This is a genomic window from Myroides indicus (assembly GCF_004364575.1).
Taxonomy (GTDB): Bacteria; Bacteroidota; Bacteroidia; order Flavobacteriales; family Flavobacteriaceae; genus Flavobacterium; species Flavobacterium indicum_A.
In genome coordinates, this window is record NZ_SOAG01000023.1 from 15,563 (window position 1) to 32,737 (window position 17,175).

At 35.4% G+C, this 17,175-nt stretch carries 11 protein-coding genes; 8 read left to right on the top strand and 3 right to left on the bottom strand.

Translation table 11 applies throughout. The annotated features are described in order from the left end of the window. Window positions 1-106 precede the first annotated feature (106 nt). Window positions 107-6,043, top strand: a complete 5,937-nt coding sequence (locus C8P70_RS10135; RefSeq protein WP_133713210.1) for an alpha-2-macroglobulin family protein — start codon at window positions 107-109, stop codon at window positions 6,041-6,043. Window positions 6,044-6,171: 128 nt separating this feature from the next. After that, window positions 6,172-7,047 (top strand): pirin family protein, encoded by an 876-nt coding sequence (locus C8P70_RS10140; protein WP_133713211.1) that lies wholly within the window; start codon window positions 6,172-6,174, stop codon window positions 7,045-7,047. Between the two features lie 53 nt (window positions 7,048-7,100). Here C8P70_RS10140 and C8P70_RS10145 read toward each other — a convergent pair whose 3' ends face one another. From C8P70_RS10145 to C8P70_RS10155, 3 genes are all read right to left on the bottom strand, one after another. Beyond that, entirely contained in the window at window positions 7,101-9,122 is a 2,022-nt protein-coding gene (locus C8P70_RS10145) for a M3 family metallopeptidase (RefSeq protein WP_133713212.1), read from the bottom strand. A gap of 136 nt (window positions 9,123-9,258) precedes the next feature. Further along, window positions 9,259-9,741, bottom strand: a complete 483-nt coding sequence (gene purE, locus C8P70_RS10150; RefSeq protein ID WP_133713213.1) for a 5-(carboxyamino)imidazole ribonucleotide mutase — start codon at window positions 9,739-9,741, stop codon at window positions 9,259-9,261. A 91-nt stretch (window positions 9,742-9,832) separates the two neighbouring features. After that, window positions 9,833-10,987, bottom strand: coding sequence for a 5-(carboxyamino)imidazole ribonucleotide synthase (locus C8P70_RS10155; RefSeq protein ID WP_133713214.1), 1,155 nt, complete (start codon window positions 10,985-10,987; stop codon window positions 9,833-9,835). 610 nt (window positions 10,988-11,597) lie between these two features. Here C8P70_RS10155 and hpt point away from each other — a divergent pair. The 6 genes from hpt to C8P70_RS10180 all read left to right on the top strand — a co-directional run bounded on the left by hpt (window position 11,598) and on the right by C8P70_RS10180 (window position 17,172). Further along, window positions 11,598-12,131, top strand: a complete 534-nt coding sequence (gene hpt, locus C8P70_RS10160; protein ID WP_133713215.1) for a hypoxanthine phosphoribosyltransferase — start codon at window positions 11,598-11,600, stop codon at window positions 12,129-12,131. Between the two features lie 20 nt (window positions 12,132-12,151). Then, window positions 12,152-12,727: an adenylate kinase gene (locus tag C8P70_RS10165; RefSeq protein ID WP_133713216.1), complete on the top strand. Its 576-nt coding sequence runs from the start codon at window positions 12,152-12,154 to the stop codon at window positions 12,725-12,727. Between the two features lie 44 nt (window positions 12,728-12,771). Next, a complete protein-coding gene (gene obgE / locus C8P70_RS10170) occupies window positions 12,772-13,773 on the top strand; it encodes a GTPase ObgE (protein ID WP_133713217.1) in 1,002 nt (333 codons plus the stop codon). An 82-nt stretch (window positions 13,774-13,855) separates the two neighbouring features. Then, window positions 13,856-14,011 carry a hypothetical protein gene (locus C8P70_RS13910; RefSeq protein WP_208293398.1) on the top strand — a complete coding sequence of 52 codons (156 nt, stop codon included), beginning with the start codon at window positions 13,856-13,858 and terminating at the stop codon, window positions 14,009-14,011. A gap of 1,013 nt (window positions 14,012-15,024) precedes the next feature. Next, the gene (locus C8P70_RS10175) at window positions 15,025-15,804 is read left to right on the top strand and encodes a DUF3050 domain-containing protein (RefSeq protein WP_133713218.1); all 780 of its coding nucleotides are present in this window, start codon (window positions 15,025-15,027) and stop codon (window positions 15,802-15,804) included. A 708-nt stretch (window positions 15,805-16,512) separates the two neighbouring features. Continuing rightward, window positions 16,513-17,172: a succinate dehydrogenase cytochrome b subunit gene (locus tag C8P70_RS10180; protein WP_133713219.1), complete on the top strand. Its 660-nt coding sequence runs from the start codon at window positions 16,513-16,515 to the stop codon at window positions 17,170-17,172. Window positions 17,173-17,175: the final 3 nt, after the last annotated feature.

The following is a 17,175-nucleotide window of genomic DNA, read 5'->3' on the forward strand; positions in this document are numbered from 1 at the left end:
AAACAAGAGAGAAAAATACAAAAAAGTTTTTCCTCTTTTTATTTCTTAATATTAATGTGTAAATTTAGTAAATAGAGTATATTTAAGCGTTTAAAAGATAATAAGGATGAAAAAAATAAGTATGTTGTTAATGATACTTGCCCCGATTGTAGGATTTGGGCAGCAGCCTGAAAAACAGATTCAGGAACTGTGGAATACAATTCATCAAAAAGAAGCCGAACACGAAGTAAAGAGTTTGATTCCGACGATAAACGAAGTTAAAGAATTGTCAAAACAGTTCAAAGACTATCCGAGTTTGCTAAAAGCAATGTTTTACGAAGCCAAGATAAATATTGTTACCCAAGAAGACAGCGAATACAATATTAACCAGGTAATTGATCAGTTTAAAGCCGAGTCTTTAGCTGTCAGCGGTATTTCTAAAGCTGTTACAGAGGTTTATATTGCTAAGTTATATCATCTGTATTATCAGGAAAACAGTTATCAAGTCGGAAGAAGAACAGAGGTAGAAAATCCTCAAAGCAACGATGTCCGTTTTTGGAGTGCAGCTGAATTTACGAAAGAGATAAACAAACATTATCAGACCGGATTGTCCTTGGCAAAAGACAATAAAAGTGCTGAAGTAGGACAGTGGAACGATTTGTTTATAAGTGAAAACACACTTGATATTGATTTTAGTAAATTTTCGGTTTACGATGCCCTTCGGTTGGATTACGCTGGTTATTTGGCAGATTACGATTGGCGTTTAGGAGAATCGGAAAGAGAGGAAGCAAAGAAGAAGTCAGAAGAACTTTTGGAGGAAGTGCTCAAAGAACTTCAAAGCAAAAAAGATATTAAACACTTTTTGTATACCAAAATGTATCAGCTCTCTGTCAAAACTAATGCAGATGAGGTAAAAGAACAATACCAACAGCTTTTGCAAAAGTATCCGAAAGAAGATATATTGTACTTAGGGTATGCCAATTATTTAAATGGAAAAGAACTGGTGGATTTGGCAAATCAGGTAAACAAGCTGTTCCCGGGTAGCGAAACTGCTAAAAAATTAGAGGATCTGAAAAAAGATACTGAGAAACCACAATTGTCCTTTAGGTTGAAGGAATATATTATGGGAGATCAGAGCAATCCTCTGCTGATTTCGTATAGCAATTTAAATCGGGTGTATATTCAGGTTTTAAAAAATACAGACGGAAGCCAAAACAGAAATAATCAGCAAGCTTACAATCTGTCAGACTATAAAAAGCTGATCGCTAAATATCCGGTTGCAGACCAATATGAAATTGTACTTAATCCCTTTGAAGACTATGCCAGCCACAATACGGTTGCAGAGCTTAAGCCTTTGACAAACGGAAGGTATGTTGTAATTATGAGCAGCCATCCTTTTAAAGAGCTGGAAGAAAACAAGGCAGCGTTGAGTATTGCTAACCTCAATGTAACCCCGTATTTAATTGTAAGCGGAAATAAAAAAGCCAGAGTTTATCACAGAGATACTGGAAAACCATTGTCAGACGTTTCAGTTGTACTGGCTAATGGTGCGGTCCGCAATAATTCAAAAGCGTATTGGGAAACAATTTTGAAAACAGATGAAAGAGGAGAAATAAAACTGGATTTTTTAAAGGAAAATACAAGGTTGTATTTAAACGTAAAAGAAGATGAGGTGTATGAAGTTTTTCCGTATTATACGTGGAGAAACGCAGAGCAAACTGTAGAAGAGGAAACAACAGTTTATAACGCATCCATTTTTACGGACAGAGCAATTTACAGACCGGGACAAGTAGTATATTTTAAGTCTATTGTGTCAAGAACCAAAGGGAAAGCAGAAAAATTAGCTGTAAGTGAAGAATTTACTGTTGAATTATCGGATGTAAATGGGGAAAAAGTATCCTCACTGCAATTAAAAACCAACGAATATGGTTCCGTAAACGGAGAATTCGTTTTGCCTTCCGGTGGGCGTTTGGGCAATTTTGAAATAACGATTAACCGCAAAGAGGAGCAAATAGGGTATGCCTCTATTAGCGTGGAAGAATACAAACGACCAAAATTTGAAGTTAAGCTTGAGAAACCTAAAGCCATATACCGATTTAACGAAGATGTCAAAGTAAATGGAAATGCTTTGGCATTTTCCGGTGCAAACTTGGATAATGCTGTTGTAAAATACAGAGTAACCAGACGTGAAGTGTGGCCATACTGGATATGGAAAAACAGATATCCTACTTATAACCATGTGGAAGAACCTATTGCTAACGGAGAAGTTAAAACAAACCCTGAAGGGCAATTTGATTTTAACTTTAATGCAGTTGCAAAGTCAGCGTTTGACAAGGAAAAACCACGTACCTATATTTATACAGTATATGTGGACGTAACAGATATTAACGGAGAAACACACAGCAGCAGGTCTGAGATTGTGGTGGGAGATAAAGTTATTGAATTAACGCATAAACTTTACGGAACGGTAGACGCAGAACAATTATCCGATATTGAAATCAAGACACAAACGCTTAACCACGTAGATTACGGCGTTAAAGGAGAATTTGTTTTATATGAATTAGCACCTCCCTATCCTGTTCGTTTACTGGATAAAAGTTTTAACGAAAAAACAGATAGTCAGCTATTTTCGTATGATGAATTTGTTAAACTGTTTCCGTATACTCCGTATGACAATGAGTGGGATATGAACAATTGGAAAGAAGGAAAAGAAGTATTTAAAACTGATTTTGATACCAGTAAAAATACCACGCTTCATTTTAAGAATGCCAGTCAGCTCAAGTCAGGAAACTATATCGTTAAGGCTTTTATATGGGAAAACGGTGAGAAAACAGAGTTTGAAAACCGATTTATAATTCAAAACTCAAATAAAACTGAAAATCTGAATCAGCTGGTAGAGTTATCAGCAGATAAAAAAACATATAAAGCAGGAGATACAGCAAAGATCAAACTGCAAAGTGCGGAAGACGATACCTACGCAGTAGTAACTGTAATGGCGAATGACAAAATCTTAATGCAGAAAGTGTTACAAATTGGCAAAAAAGCATCCTTTGTAGAAATACCTATCAAAAAAGAATACGAGGGAGAAGTAGCTGTTCAGGTGGCTGCCGTAAAACACAATATGGCTTTATTTAAAGAAGAATCTCTTGTTTTACCGGAAAACAATAATAATACGTTAAAAATAGAAGTAGAGTCTTTTAGAGATAAAGTCCAACCCGGAGAACAGGAAAAATGGACATTAAAGATTTCGGGAGAGGGAAAAGATAAGGTGCTTGCAGAAGTATTGGCAAATATGTATGATGCCTCACTCGATCAGTTTACACCACATAATTATCACAGTTCTTTAGGAGAAGGGAAAAGAAGATATTATGCCAACGAGCCGGAGTTCGGTTATTCATCTTTTAGCAGTACGGAAAAGAAAACTTACTCTTATATTGTTTCCAATATCCCTTTTGTGGGAGTAAGAAGTAGTTTTAGCAATCCGGTTAATTTAAATATGTACAATCTTAGTTTTGGCGGAAACAGATATACATTGATGAAGCAGAGCGTAAGAGGTGTTGCTGCCGATAGGGTTGTTGAAGAAGTAGCAAACAGTGCCCAAATCGAGTCTGCTGATGGAAGACAGGACATTAATCCGCCGTCACCATCTGCTTTTAATGAAAATGATGAATTATCTCAAACTGATTATGGAGCAAAAGAAGATAAAACTAAAGCAGATTTAGGTCAGGTGGCTGTCCGTAAAAATTTGCATGAAACAGCTTTCTTTTATCCGGTTTTACGCACAGATGAAAAAGGAAATGTAAAGGTTGAGTTTACTATGCCGGAAGCATTGACGCAGTGGAAGTTTATGGCTTTTGCCCATACAGAGGATTTGTCTTTTGGAAAAACCGAAAAATTAATTCGCACTCAAAAAGAGTTGATGGTTGTGCCAAATGCACCTCGGTTTTTACGTCAGGGGGATGTGTTGGAATTATCGTCTAAAATTGTGAATTTGTCTGAAAATGATTTGTCAGGAAACATCAGTTTACAGCTATTTGACGCGTTTACAATGGAGCCAATAGACGATTTGTTTGAAAATACGGCTGAGCCAAAGTCATTTGAAATGGCAAAAGGAAGTTCGGCTAATATCAGCTGGACGGTTCAGGTACCTAAGAATATAGACGCGGTAGTGTATAGAGTAGTGGCAAAAGCAGGTGATTACAGCGATGGTGAAGAAGCTGTATTATCGGTTTTGTCAAACAGAATGCTGGTGACAGAAACTATGCCGATTTCTGTTAAAGAAGGGCAAAATAAGCTGTTTAAGTTTGATAAGTATGAAACCCAAAATGAGTCCACGTTGGAAAACTTTAAACTGACGCTGGAAATGACGACTAATCCAGTGTGGAATGCCATTTTTGCGTTGCCTTACGTAATGGAATATCCGTATGAATGCTCAGAACAAATATTTAGCAAAGTATTTGCCAATGCTATGGCAACACAACTGTTAAACAGCAATCCACGTATTAAAAGAGTGTTTGACGATTGGAACCGCAAAGAGCAACTGAAATCCAAACTGGAACAAAACGAAGAGTTAAAACAGATTTTGATAGAGGAAACTCCTTGGGTAAGAGAGGCAGAAAGTCAGGAGGAACAGATGAAGCGTTTGGCGGTATTGTTTGATTTGAACACTATGAGAATGCAGTTGAAAACCGCTTTTTCAAAATTGGAAGAACAACAAAATAACGATGGAGGATTCCCTTGGTTTGCCGGAGATTCGTCCAATCTTTACATTACCCAGACTATTGTTGAAGGATTTGGAAATCTAAAAAAGATGGGTGTTTTAGATGCAGACTGGTTTGATGATTTAGGGATTGATTTTGAAAACATAATAAAAAACGCTGTTAATTATATGGATCAGCAGCAGAATGCTGTTTATCAGCGTCAAATTAAAGACAATAAGATCAGTGCTGATAATTTAGCAATCCATTATCTTTATGTGAGAAGCTTCTTTTTAGAGGATTTAAAAATCAGCGAAAAATATACTTCAATGATAAGTGCATACCGCAAAGGTCTGGAAGATACTGACCCAACAGGAAGTTTATATACAACTGCGATGAAAGCTGTAACTGCAAAGCGTTTCGGCTTGTCAAAAACAGCCAATTCGCTGGTCAGAAGCATGATGGAAAATGCAGTGTCTTCTGAAAATATGGGAACGTATTGGAAAGAAAATAGTGCGGGTTGGTTGTGGTATCAGGCTCCGGTTGAAACTCAGGTTATGATTATGGAAGCGGCACATGAAACCGACAGAGAAAAATATGCCGATGCTATTGAAGATATGAAGGTATGGTTGTTAAAAAACAAACAAACTACTGCATGGACTTCAACCAAAGCCACTACACGTGCTGTATATGCTTTACTTAATATCGGCAAATCGTGGATGGATTCAGAAAAAGGAATTGAAGTTAAAGTTGGAGGCTATCCGATAGATCTGAATCAAGAGGCTCAAATGGGAAGCGGATATTTTAAACAGTCATGGACAAAAGAAGAACTTAAGCCTAAAATGGGAATTGTAGAAGTGACGAAAGAGTCTCCGGGAGTTTCATATGGCGCAATGTATTGGCAGTATTTTGAAGATTTGGATAAAGTAACTTCGGCAAAATCAGAAATACAGTTTAACAAAAAACTGTATTTGAAAGCCAATACTGATCAAGGTCAGAAACTGAGAGAAATTACAGCGCAAACACCAATTAAAGTGGGGGATAAAATTACTGTTCGTTTAGAAATTACGGCTAATCAAGATATGGACTATGTTCATGTCAAGGATATGAGAGCCAGTGGTTTTGAACCTGTCAATGTTTTTTCGGGATATCGCTGGAAAGGCGAGTTTGGTTATTATGAAGAAACCCGAGATGCCGCTACAAACTTTTTTATTGCCAAGCTGAGAAAAGGGACATATGTTTTCGAATATGATTTAATAGCTAATAATGCCGGTACATTTTCTAATGGCATTACGACCATGCAAAATATGTACGCACCGGAAATGAGTGCACATAGCGAAGGAATAAAAGTGGAGATAAAACCATAAGCAGAACAGAGAAAAGAGGATGCAGATGACAAATGCATCCTCTTTTTTTGTGCGTTTTTCTTGATGTAGATTAAGTGATTAATCGGTAAAACAGCAGTAACTTTGAGTAAATATAAAAAGGAAAAGCAATGAAAACAAGAAAGATAAAAAGAGTAGTTTCTCCTCGTCCGGCACATTTTGTTGGCGATGGATTTAGAGTTCATAACTTTATTCCGGGCATGCCTGATATGGATATGCAGCAGATGGATCCGTTTATTATGTTTGATTATAATTCTAAATTTGTGTTTCCGCCTTCACAAATACCCAAAGGTGTAGGAATACATCCGCATAAAGGATTTGAAACGGTAACCATTGCTTATAAAGGAAGGGTTGAACACGCAGACAGCAGTGGCGGAGGCGGAATTATCGGAGAAGGAGATGTACAGTGGATGACAGCAGCTTCGGGAGTTTTACACAAAGAATTTCACGAAACGGAATGGAGCAAAACCGGAGGCGAATTTCAGATGGTTCAGTTGTGGGTTAATTTGAAAAGTCAGGACAAAAAAACTCCGGCTAAATATCAATCCATCCAAAATGCTCAAATAGCTAAATTTCCATTAGCGGATAAGATGGGCTTTATTGAAGTTATTGCCGGTGAACATAAAGGAACAAAAGGTACGGCTTCTACATTCTCACCCGTTCATTTGTTGAACTTAAAAGCCCAACAAGGAGCCAAAGAGACTTTTAGCTTTACTTCAGGATATACAACGCTTTTGCTGGTATTGGAAGGAGAAGTAAAGGTTAACAGCACCGATATTGTGCCGGTTGATCATGTGGGGTTGATGGAAAAAGAAGGAGAAGAATTTGTAATAGAAGTTACAAAAGACGCTGTAGTTTTGGTTCTTTCGGGAGAACCTTTAAATGAACCAATCGCACATTATGGACCTTTTGTAATGAATACGGAACAAGAATTAGTAGATGCAGTTAATGATTTTAATTTAGGCAAGTTTGGTCAAATGATTTAATAACAATTTACAATACAAGTAAAACGGACTGCAAACTGCAGTCCGTTTTACTTTTATTCTAATAATCCCGCTCGTTTTAATAAAGCATCCGATGAAGGTTCTTGCCCTCTGAACTTTTTGTATAAAGTCATCGGGTGGTCTGTTCCGCCTTGCGATAAAATATTATCTTTAAATTTGGTAGCGATTTTTTTGTTAAAAATACCATTTTGTTTGAAGTAGTCAAATGCGTCGGCATCCAAAACTTCCGCCCATTTATAGGAATAATATCCGGCAGAATATCCCCCTGCAAAAATATGGGAAAAGGAAGTGCTCATTGCGTTTTCTGTCACGTCAGGATACATTTGTGTGGAGGCAAATTTTTCGTTTTCAAATGATTTTACGTTTTTGATGTTTTCTGGATTTTCAGTGTGCCAGCCCATATCCAACAAGCCAAAACTCAACTGCCGAACGGTTGCTAATCCTTCCAGAAAATTAGAGCTTTCCTTGATTTTGTCTACGTATTCTTGCGGAATCGTTTCACCGGTTTGATAGTGTTTGGCGAATAAAGCAAGTGTTTCAGGTTCATATACCCAGTTCTCCATAATCTGGCTCGGCAATTCTACAAAATCCCAGTACACTGATGTTCCCGATAAAGTAGGATAGGTAGTATTGGCAAGCATTCCGTGCAAAGCGTGTCCAAATTCGTGAAATAGAGTAGTTACTTCGTTAAATGTAAGCAGTGAAGGCTTAGACGGAGTAGGGGGCGTAAAATTGCAAACGATAGAAACGTGCGGTCTTTCGTTTACCTTATCTTTTATCCATTGAGATTTAAAAGATGTCATCCACGCACCGTTTCTTTTTCCTTTTCGAGGAAAAAAATCGGCGTAAAAAATAGCAGTCAGATTGTTATTGTTGTCTGTAACCTCAAAGGTTTGAACGTCTTTGTGATATTTATCGATAGTATGAACTTCTGTAAAAGTTAATCCGTATAATTTATTGGCGACCTCGAATGCCCCGTGCAAAACGTTTTCTAATTTAAAATAAGGTTTCAGGACTTCATCGTCCAGATTAAAACGTTCTTGTTTCAGCTTTTCGGCGTAATAACTTCCGTCCCATTTTTGCAATTGCTCAATTCCGTCCAATTGTTTGGCGTAGGCAGTAAGTTCAGCAAATTCTTTGTCGGCGGCAGGTTTTGCTTTTGTCAATAAATTATTCAAAAAATCAAAAACTTGTTCGGGATTTTGCGCCATGCGTTCCTCCAAAACAAAAGCAGCGTGGCTTTTATAACCCAACAATTGTGCGCGTTGATTGCGCAGTTTTACAAGGTCTAAAACAATTTGCTCATTGTTGAATTCGTTGTTTTGAAAGCCTTTTTTTCCGTTGGCAATCGCGATTTCTTTTCGCAGTTCCCGATTTTTGATATAAGTTATAAAAGGGAGATAACTTGGGAAATCCAATGTAAAAATCCAGCCTTCTTTATCTTCCTGTTCTGCCAGGTTTTTGGCTGCTTCTTTTGTACCTTCAGGTAGTCCCTTCAAATCATTTTCATTCGTAATATGCAGCTGATAGGCATTGGTTTCGACCAAAATATTTTCATTGAATTTTAGAGAAAGCAAGGATAATTGCGTATCTATTTCGCGTAATTCTGCTTTTTGTTCTTCATTTAATAAAGCTCCGTTGCGCACAAAACCTTTATATGTTTTTTCTAAAAGCGTTTTTTGTTCGGTAGTCAGGTTATTGACATCTGTATTTTCAAAAACGTATTTTACCCGTGCAAATAATTCGGGATTCAGTGAAATATCATTTCCAAAAGTTGATAGTTTTGGAGCTATGGATTGTGCAATTTTTTGAAGTTCCTCGTTGGTTTCGGCTGAATTAAGATTGAAAAAAATGTTAGAAATCCGGTCTAACTGCATTCCTGAAAAAGCCATCGCTTCAATTGTATTGGCAAAATTGGGGTTTTCGGGATTGTTGATAATTTTTTGAATTTCTTCTTTGGCATCGGCAATCGCTTGGTCAAAAGCCGGTTCATAATCTGATACATTGATTTTTGAAAACGGTGCCGTATCAAAAGCCGTCAATAATATATTTTTCATAAAGATTTTTTGTATTTATATCCTCTAAAAATAAGGATTATTCCGTTAAGCAAGTATTAAAGGATAAACAGGTAAATGCTAAAACATTAAAATCGGACTAAGTATAAAGTCAAAAAAGAGGATTTTTCCTCTTTTCTTATTTCTTTAAATCCTCTGCCGCTTTTAAAACTGTTTCTTTGAGTCCTTGCTTGTAAGTGATCATTTTTTCTAATAATTCAGCATTTTGACTCGCTAATATTTGAACGGCTAATAAGCCTGCATTTTTTGCTCCGTTTAAAGCAACGGTTGCCACAGGAACACCGCCCGGCATTTGTAAAATAGACAAAACTGAATCCCAGCCATCAATAGAATTACTTGATTTTACAGGAACGCCAATTACAGGAAGCGGACTCATAGACGCTACCATTCCGGGTAAGTGCGCTGCACCGCCTGCTCCGGCAATAATAACATTGATACCGTTTATATGTGCATTAGTCGAAAAATTTACTAATTTTTCCGGAGTTCTGTGTGCAGATACGATATCTACGTGTGTTTCTACACCAAATTCGTGTAATATATCAATTGCTTGTTGCATTACCGGCATATCCGAAATGCTTCCCATTACTACTGCTACTTTCATTGTTAATGTTTTTTAGCTGTTAGCCTTTAGCTATTAGCGGTTAGGTTTATAGGTTTATATGTCTTTATAATTTGTACTGAATAATAGCTAGCTATTTACTAATAACTCGAATCGTTTCCTTCACTTGTTGTGCTATTTTTCGTGCTTCTGTCATATTTTCGTTTACAATGGTTACGTGTCCCATTTTACGAAACGGACGGGTTTCTCTTTTTCCGTAAATATGTGGTGTAACTCCGTCAACGGCCATGATCTTTTCAATATTTTCATAAATGACTTGTCCTGAATAACCTTCTTCACCAACTAAGTTTACCATGATTCCGGCAACCTTACTGTCGGTATTTCCTAAAGGTAAATCCAAAATTGCGCGGATATGCTGTTCAAATTGAGAAGTATAACTGGCTTCGATCGAATAATGTCCTGAATTGTGCGGACGCGGAGCCACTTCATTGATAAGGATTTCATCATCCTGAGTTTGGAACATTTCTACTGCCAAAAGTCCTACATGATTATAGGCTTCAGAAACTTGTAAAGCAATTTGGCGGGCTTTTTGAGAAATATTTTCATCAATACGCGCCGGACAAATTACATATTCTACCTGATTCGCCTCAGGGTGGAATTCCATTTCTACCACCGGATAGGATTTGATTTCGCCCGATGCCGACCGAGCAACAATAACTGCTAATTCGTTTTTAAACGGAATCATCATTTCTGCAATACACTCTGTTTGGGGTAATATATTTAAATCTTCAGCATTGCGAACTACTTTTACACCGTTTCCGTCATATCCGCCTTCTGTGGCTTTCCACACAAAAGGAAGATTAACAGAACCATTTTTTACTTCTGATTTTAATGCTTCTAAAGTAGCAAAGCGCTTGTAAGGTGCCGTCGGAATGTTATTTTGGATATAAAAATCTTTCTGATTGCCTTTGTTTTTGATCAGTCGAAGCGTTTTAGGCGAAGGATATACTTTTTTGCCTTGCTCTTCTAAGGCTTCTAAAGCTTCCAGATTAACATTTTCGATTTCAATAGTCAGAACATCTACTTGACTTCCCAAATCCAGAACGGTTTGATAATCGGTCAGAGCACCTTGAAAAAACTTTGTAGCTCCAAACCTGCACGGGGCATCTGTACTTGGATCAACTACATAAGTCTGTATGTCAAATTTACGAGTTTCAGTCAGTATCATCTTGCCCAATTGTCCGCCCCCTAAAATTCCTAATTTAAAATCTGAAGAAAAATAATTCATTGTAATTGTATTGTTTCGACAAAGATAATTTAAAAATAGAATATTGAATTGCCGTTTTTATAATAAAAACAAATCGGATGACTGTATTTACAGTTGGATTGGAAGAGTAATCTAATTTATGAAGTGAATTGATTTCTTGTTTTTATTTGTGAAATTGTATTTTAATATTGATTAAAAAGGAATTTATTTTTATTTGAACGATAATTTTAAATATTAAATAAAAATTAAAATAATGTTTTTTAGTTAATAAATTTAACTTATATTTGTTTTTAGAGTTGATCAAGTAAAAGGTTTTTGTGTTTGATATGTATTTGAAAATAATCTGGACGATAAAACTTAATAACTTTGGTTTTAGAGTTGGATTGAATTAGTTTGTTTTAAACGTAGCGTTGAAAAACGCTACGTTTTTTTATGCTTAAAAACGAATCAATAATTTTCTGCATTGAAAAATAATTAAAATGACTAAAATTAAAAAAATAAAAACCATTTTTATTTTTTTAATATAAAAATACAGATAAATAGACAAAAGGGAGCTAGTGTGTTTGAAATTGAATGAAAAATTGCTTTCTTTTTGTATATTTGCGAATTACGATGAAAATAGCGTAATGTCATGGATATACAAGTTTTTGATAAAACCTTTATTCCTTTTATTTCTGAGCAGCAAATTCAAACAAGATTAAAGGAAATTGCCGAACAGATTCTGCGAGATATGAATGGAGAAGTTCCCGTTTTTATAGGAGTATTAAACGGATCTTTTATGGTAATCTCTGATTTGGTAAAGCATTACAAAGGAGAATGCGAACTTAGTTTTGTTAAAATGGCATCTTATATCGGTACCCAATCAACTAATCAGGTTAATCAGTTATTGGGATTGGATATTGATGTTTCGGATAGAAGAGTGATTTTAGTAGAAGATATTGTAGATACAGGTAATACTTTGGTAGCTCTTAAAAAGTTATTTGATCAGCAGCAACCGAAAGAACTTAGAATCTGTACGCTTTGTTTAAAACCTGATGCTTATAAAAAAGATATTCCGTTGAATTACGTGGCTTTTGAAATAGAAAATAAATTTATTGTGGGCTATGGAATGGATTATAACAAAAGAGGACGGAATATACCTGAAATATATCAGATAAAAGAATAATAATTAATATAAATAAATTAATGATTGCAATAATCTTATTTGGGAAGCCAGGTGCCGGAAAAGGAACTCAGGCACAATTTCTTAAAGAGAAATATAATTTAACACATATTTCTACAGGAGATGTGTTCCGATATAATTTAAAAAATGGTACAGATTTAGGAAAGCAAGCCAAGGTTTATATCGATAAAGGAGAATTGGTTCCGGATGAAATTACGATTGATATGCTGGCGGACGAAGTAGAGAAAAATATGGATAAAGCGGGATTTTTATTTGATGGCTTTCCGCGTACTATAATGCAAGCCGAAGCGCTGGAAAAATTATTGGCAGAGAAAAAGATTGCTTTCGTAGGTACAATCGGATTAGATGCCGACGATGATGTTTTGGTTGCCCGTATATTGGAAAGAGGTAAAACTAGTGGTCGTTCTGATGATCAGGATGAAGAAAAAATTCGAAACCGCTATATTGAATACAATGAAAAAACAGCTCCGTTAATTGCTTATTACGAGCAAAAAGGCAAGTATACATCAGTTAACGGCATGGGAACTATTGAAGAAATTACACAGCGATTGAGCAATGCAATAGATGTTTTAGTATAGAAAACTTAAATTATTTTAAATTTGTTCAGCGAAAAATATAAAAAATGACTGAAGGAAATTTTGTTGATTACGTTAAAATATACGTAGCTTCCGGAAAAGGAGGTAGAGGATCTACGCATTTACACCGCGAAAAATTTATAGAAAAAGGCGGACCGGACGGTGGAGACGGCGGAAGAGGCGGTCATGTATATATTGTAGGAAACGAAGGTTTGTGGACGTTATACCATCTAAAGTTTGCCCGTCATATAAAAGCAGGGCATGGAGGAGATGGGGGGAGTTCCAGAAGTACTGGAGCAGATGGTGAAGATAAAATTATAGAAGTTCCGTTAGGAACAGTGATTAAAGATAAAGAAACCGGAGAGATTCTGTTTGAAATTACAGAACACGGCGAGAAAAAGATTGTAGCTAAGGGCGGTAAAGGCGGTTTGGGTAACTGGCACTTCAGAAGTTCAACTAATCAAACGCCTCGTTATGCTCAACCGGGATTGGCGGGGGAGGAACTTGACGTTATTCTCGAATTAAAAGTTTTGGCAGATGTGGGGTTGGTAGGTTTTCCAAATGCTGGAAAATCAACTTTATTGTCTGTGCTGACTTCGGCAAAACCCAAAATTGCAGATTATCCGTTTACAACTTTAAAACCAAATTTAGGAATTGTATCTTATCGGGATTTTAAGTCGTTTGTAATTGCTGACATTCCCGGTATTATTGAAGGCGCAGCAGAAGGGAGAGGTCTTGGACATTACTTTTTACGCCACATAGAGCGAAATTCAACATTGCTTTTTATGGTTCCTGCTGATGCAGACGATATCAAAAAAGAATATGAAATTTTAGTGGACGAATTGCGGAGATATAATCCTGAAATGCTGGATAAAAACAGATTAATTGCCATTACCAAATCTGATATGCTGGATGAGGAGTTAAAAGCTGAGTTAAAACAGCAGTTAGACAGTGATTTTAAAGGCATAAATTATATATTTATTTCTGCCGTTTCCCAACAAGGACTTACCGAACTTAAAGATAAGCTTTGGCTGATGTTGAATGAGTAATCGAACTTAAAACTGATTAATCAGTTTTAAGTTCGATTACTCATTCACCCTTCAGGATCTGCAAATGTTGCTAAATAGCCCAATGCAAAAGCTATTGGATATTGGTGAAAATGTGAAAGAGATTGAAGAAACGTATCATAAGAGAGATAAAAGGATAAATAGATTAATTGGAAAACTGGATGTAGATGCTTGTTTTTTAGTTCTTATAAAATTGAGAACCTTTTTCCAAAACCAGTAAATAAAAAAGGACTTTCGAGAGAACTTATTTATTTTTTTTAAAGCTCAGGAGTAATGGTTAAGCTATGGGCAAACAGCTATCTGTGACAGCAGAACCTTGGGAATTGGATAAGATTTATTAAAAGAAATTGCGACTAAGAGACTATTAAAAGCGGGTATCGTTTGTTTTTTTGATTATAAAGCAAACAAAAAATGAAAAAACGTTTATCTCTCGTCTATGTATTACGAGAACAGGTTTAAATTTAGAGGCTATAAATTTTTAGATGACGGTTCGCCTAATGATAAAATAGCTTGGCTTACGCAGCTCAATTGGGTGCCTTATGAATAATAAATAAAGACTATGAAGGTTTTCCCTATTTTTACAGATGAAATTCTGTGTCAGCATTTAAAAGTTGTATTTTCAAAAGGTATGATGGCTTAGCTGCATGTTAGAGGGGATACAGCAATGGATTTACAAAATTAAATATTAACCCACTGTGCATTTTAAATAATGCTAGTTTTAGTATTATTTATATTCCTGTCAAAGATAAATTTGTTGATTTACTGAAGTGAAATTTTATAAAATTTCTAAAATTCTCTCGTACTTTGCTGTAAAGTTGTGCACTAAGATTTAGGTTTATAAAAAGAAAAAAGTCATTCATTATACTGACAATAATTAAATTTTGTAATGTTTCGGAGTTAGTAATGGCACAAAGCTTTCCTCAAAAGCTAGGGCAGCTATCAATGTAGATAATACAATTTCTGAATTATACGCAGGAGGAAAAATATTAGGTAGTGGATTGTCTTACTTAAGTAAAGAGTTTACTGTTGAGACTGGTGGTTTAAAACAGTAGATTAGAACAGGATCCTTTTATAGTATTGAAGGAGGTTTTAAAACTGTTAGTAATAGATGCGAAAGCCCTTATTGGCTATATTTCCGGTATAGATAATATATTTGAGTTAAAAAAATACAGAAAAGCGTTTTTGTTATAATGGTAGACAAGTATCTTTGACGGTTCTTAATATAAAGTCATTATGAATTCCATAGCCGAAATAAATATCGCCATTCACACATTAAAAGACCAATTGATTCATCATCCGCTGTACAGAAAGATAGAGACAGTAGAACATCTCCGGCTTTTTATGCAGACTCATGTCTATGCCGTATGGGATTTCATGTCTTTATTAAAAGCTCTGCAATCACAGCTTACCTGTACTGGTAGTCCATGGTTTGCTTCTCCTAATCCTGAGGTAAGGTATTTAATTAATGAAATTGTTTTAGCAGAAGAGTCTGATCTTGCGCTGGATGGAAAGCGATTGAGCCATTTTGAAATGTATGTGCAGGCTATGAAAAAGAGCAACACGAATCTAGAGGAGCTTAATCGTTTTCTGGATTCTGTTAAATCGGCAGATGTTTTTACGGCTATACAGACAAGTAATCTGCACGTTTATATAAAAGAATTTTTAGATTTTACTTTTAAAGTCATTCAAGGCGGAAAATCCCATGAAATAGCTGCTGCCTTTACTTTTGGCAGAGAAGATCTCATACCCGGTATGTTTACAAAATTACTCAGAGAGTTTAAAGAAAAATTTCCAATCGTAGATTTGTCAGAACTGGTTTACTATTTTGAAAGACATATTGAACTGGATGCGGACGAACACGGTCCAATGGCTTTTGAGATGGTCAATTGTCTTTGTAATAATGATCTCTTAAAATGGGAGGAAGTCCGTATAGTTGCAGAAACTTCCCTGCAAAAAAGAATAAAGCTTTGGAATGCAATAGAAGAATCAATCGACAAAAACAATAATTTGTAGGGAATAAGGCGAAAAGACTATATCAAACGCAATGTATACGAAATAAAATTAATGTTTAATTGTATCAGTTGACAAGCAATCGGCTTTTGCTCAAATACAATGCTGAAAACCCAAACGAGAGGGTTTATATAAGATCCAGAGAGACTTGCTTTTGAATTATACCTTATTTTTAGTGTGGAACAGGTTAATAATATATTGTTATTAACACAAGTTTATGTGTTTGTTAAATCCAATTTTTTTAGTAGAATTTTAATATAACCACCTTCTTTTTATTGAAAATATAATTATTTTTTTAATAATATATTTATTATTAGTGATATATTTTGATTTTTTTATTCCCTCCACCCTTTTGAGTAATATGTCTTTGCAAATTAGTCTATTATGGTACGAAGTTTGATTTTTGTTGAAAATATCTTTATTTGCATAGAAGAATTAATACTATTTGTAATTATTCTATATCTATTTTAAATTTATTGCTTTATGATATTGTAATTGTGTTAAAATTATTTTGTACTTTTAAATTATATGTCATTTGTATTGTTATATTCATGTGTAAAAGTTAATTTTTTTTGATTGATTTATAAAGAAGAAATAAGTTGATATATATCAGTTTTGTAAAAATAAGAAACATATAATTTTAACGTATAAATCTATTAAATATCTGATATAGATATGTAATTTAAATAACTAATTAAAATAAAGTATAAAATGAGCACACTTTTACGTAAGATTGTAATGGCGGCAACCGGATTGTTTTTGTGTTTTTTCCTATTGATACACTGTTTGGGAAATACACAGTTATTTATGGAGCCTGAACAAGCAAGACTTAGCTTTAATGCCTATTCGCATTTTTTAACCGGAAATCCTTTAGTTAAGCTGATTTCTTATGTCTTGTATACCTCTATCATAGGTCATGCGGTTTATGCTTTACTAATTACCGCAAAAAACAAAACGGCAGGAGGAATTTATAAAAAAGATAACAGAGGGAGAGCCAGCAAATGGTACAGCCGAAATATGGGAGTATTGGGAACCGTCGTTTTAATTTTTCTTGTACTTCACTTTCAAAACTTCTGGTACGTGTACAAATTCGGTGAGATTGGTATAGACGCCAATGGTAATAAAGATCTGTATACTGTGGTGGTAACTGCTTTTCAGCAATTGTGGTTAGTCATTATTTACGTCACCGCCATGATTGCACTGTGTTATCACTTAATCCACGGTATTGCCAGCAGCGTAAGAACACTGGGTTTGTTTCACCCAAAGTTTGTGCGTTGGGTTCATGCTTTTGGCGTTGCTTATTCCGTACTTATCTGCGGTGGCTTTGCAGCCATGCCTGTTTTTATTTACATCACTAATCTTAATAGCTAGTCA

What these genes read in the sequence shown, in the direction of transcription:
- purE (WP_133713213.1), bottom strand. Translation starts at nt 9,741, where the DNA reads ATGAAAGTAGCAGTAGTAATGGGAAGCATTTCGGATATGCCGGTAATG.
- C8P70_RS10165 (WP_133713216.1), top strand. Translation starts at nt 12,152, where the DNA reads ATGATTGCAATAATCTTATTTGGGAAGCCAGGTGCCGGAAAAGGAACT.
- C8P70_RS10175 (WP_133713218.1), top strand. Translation starts at nt 15,025, where the DNA reads ATGAATTCCATAGCCGAAATAAATATCGCCATTCACACATTAAAAGAC.
- C8P70_RS10135 (WP_133713210.1), top strand. Translation starts at nt 107, where the DNA reads ATGAAAAAAATAAGTATGTTGTTAATGATACTTGCCCCGATTGTAGGA.
- obgE (WP_133713217.1), top strand. Translation starts at nt 12,772, where the DNA reads ATGACTGAAGGAAATTTTGTTGATTACGTTAAAATATACGTAGCTTCC.
- C8P70_RS13910 (WP_208293398.1), top strand. Translation starts at nt 13,856, where the DNA reads ATGCAAAAGCTATTGGATATTGGTGAAAATGTGAAAGAGATTGAAGAA.
- hpt (WP_133713215.1), top strand. Translation starts at nt 11,598, where the DNA reads ATGGATATACAAGTTTTTGATAAAACCTTTATTCCTTTTATTTCTGAG.
- C8P70_RS10155 (WP_133713214.1), bottom strand. Translation starts at nt 10,987, where the DNA reads ATGAATTATTTTTCTTCAGATTTTAAATTAGGAATTTTAGGGGGCGGA.
- C8P70_RS10145 (WP_133713212.1), bottom strand. Translation starts at nt 9,122, where the DNA reads ATGAAAAATATATTATTGACGGCTTTTGATACGGCACCGTTTTCAAAA.
- C8P70_RS10180 (WP_133713219.1), top strand. Translation starts at nt 16,513, where the DNA reads ATGAGCACACTTTTACGTAAGATTGTAATGGCGGCAACCGGATTGTTT.
- C8P70_RS10140 (WP_133713211.1), top strand. Translation starts at nt 6,172, where the DNA reads ATGAAAACAAGAAAGATAAAAAGAGTAGTTTCTCCTCGTCCGGCACAT.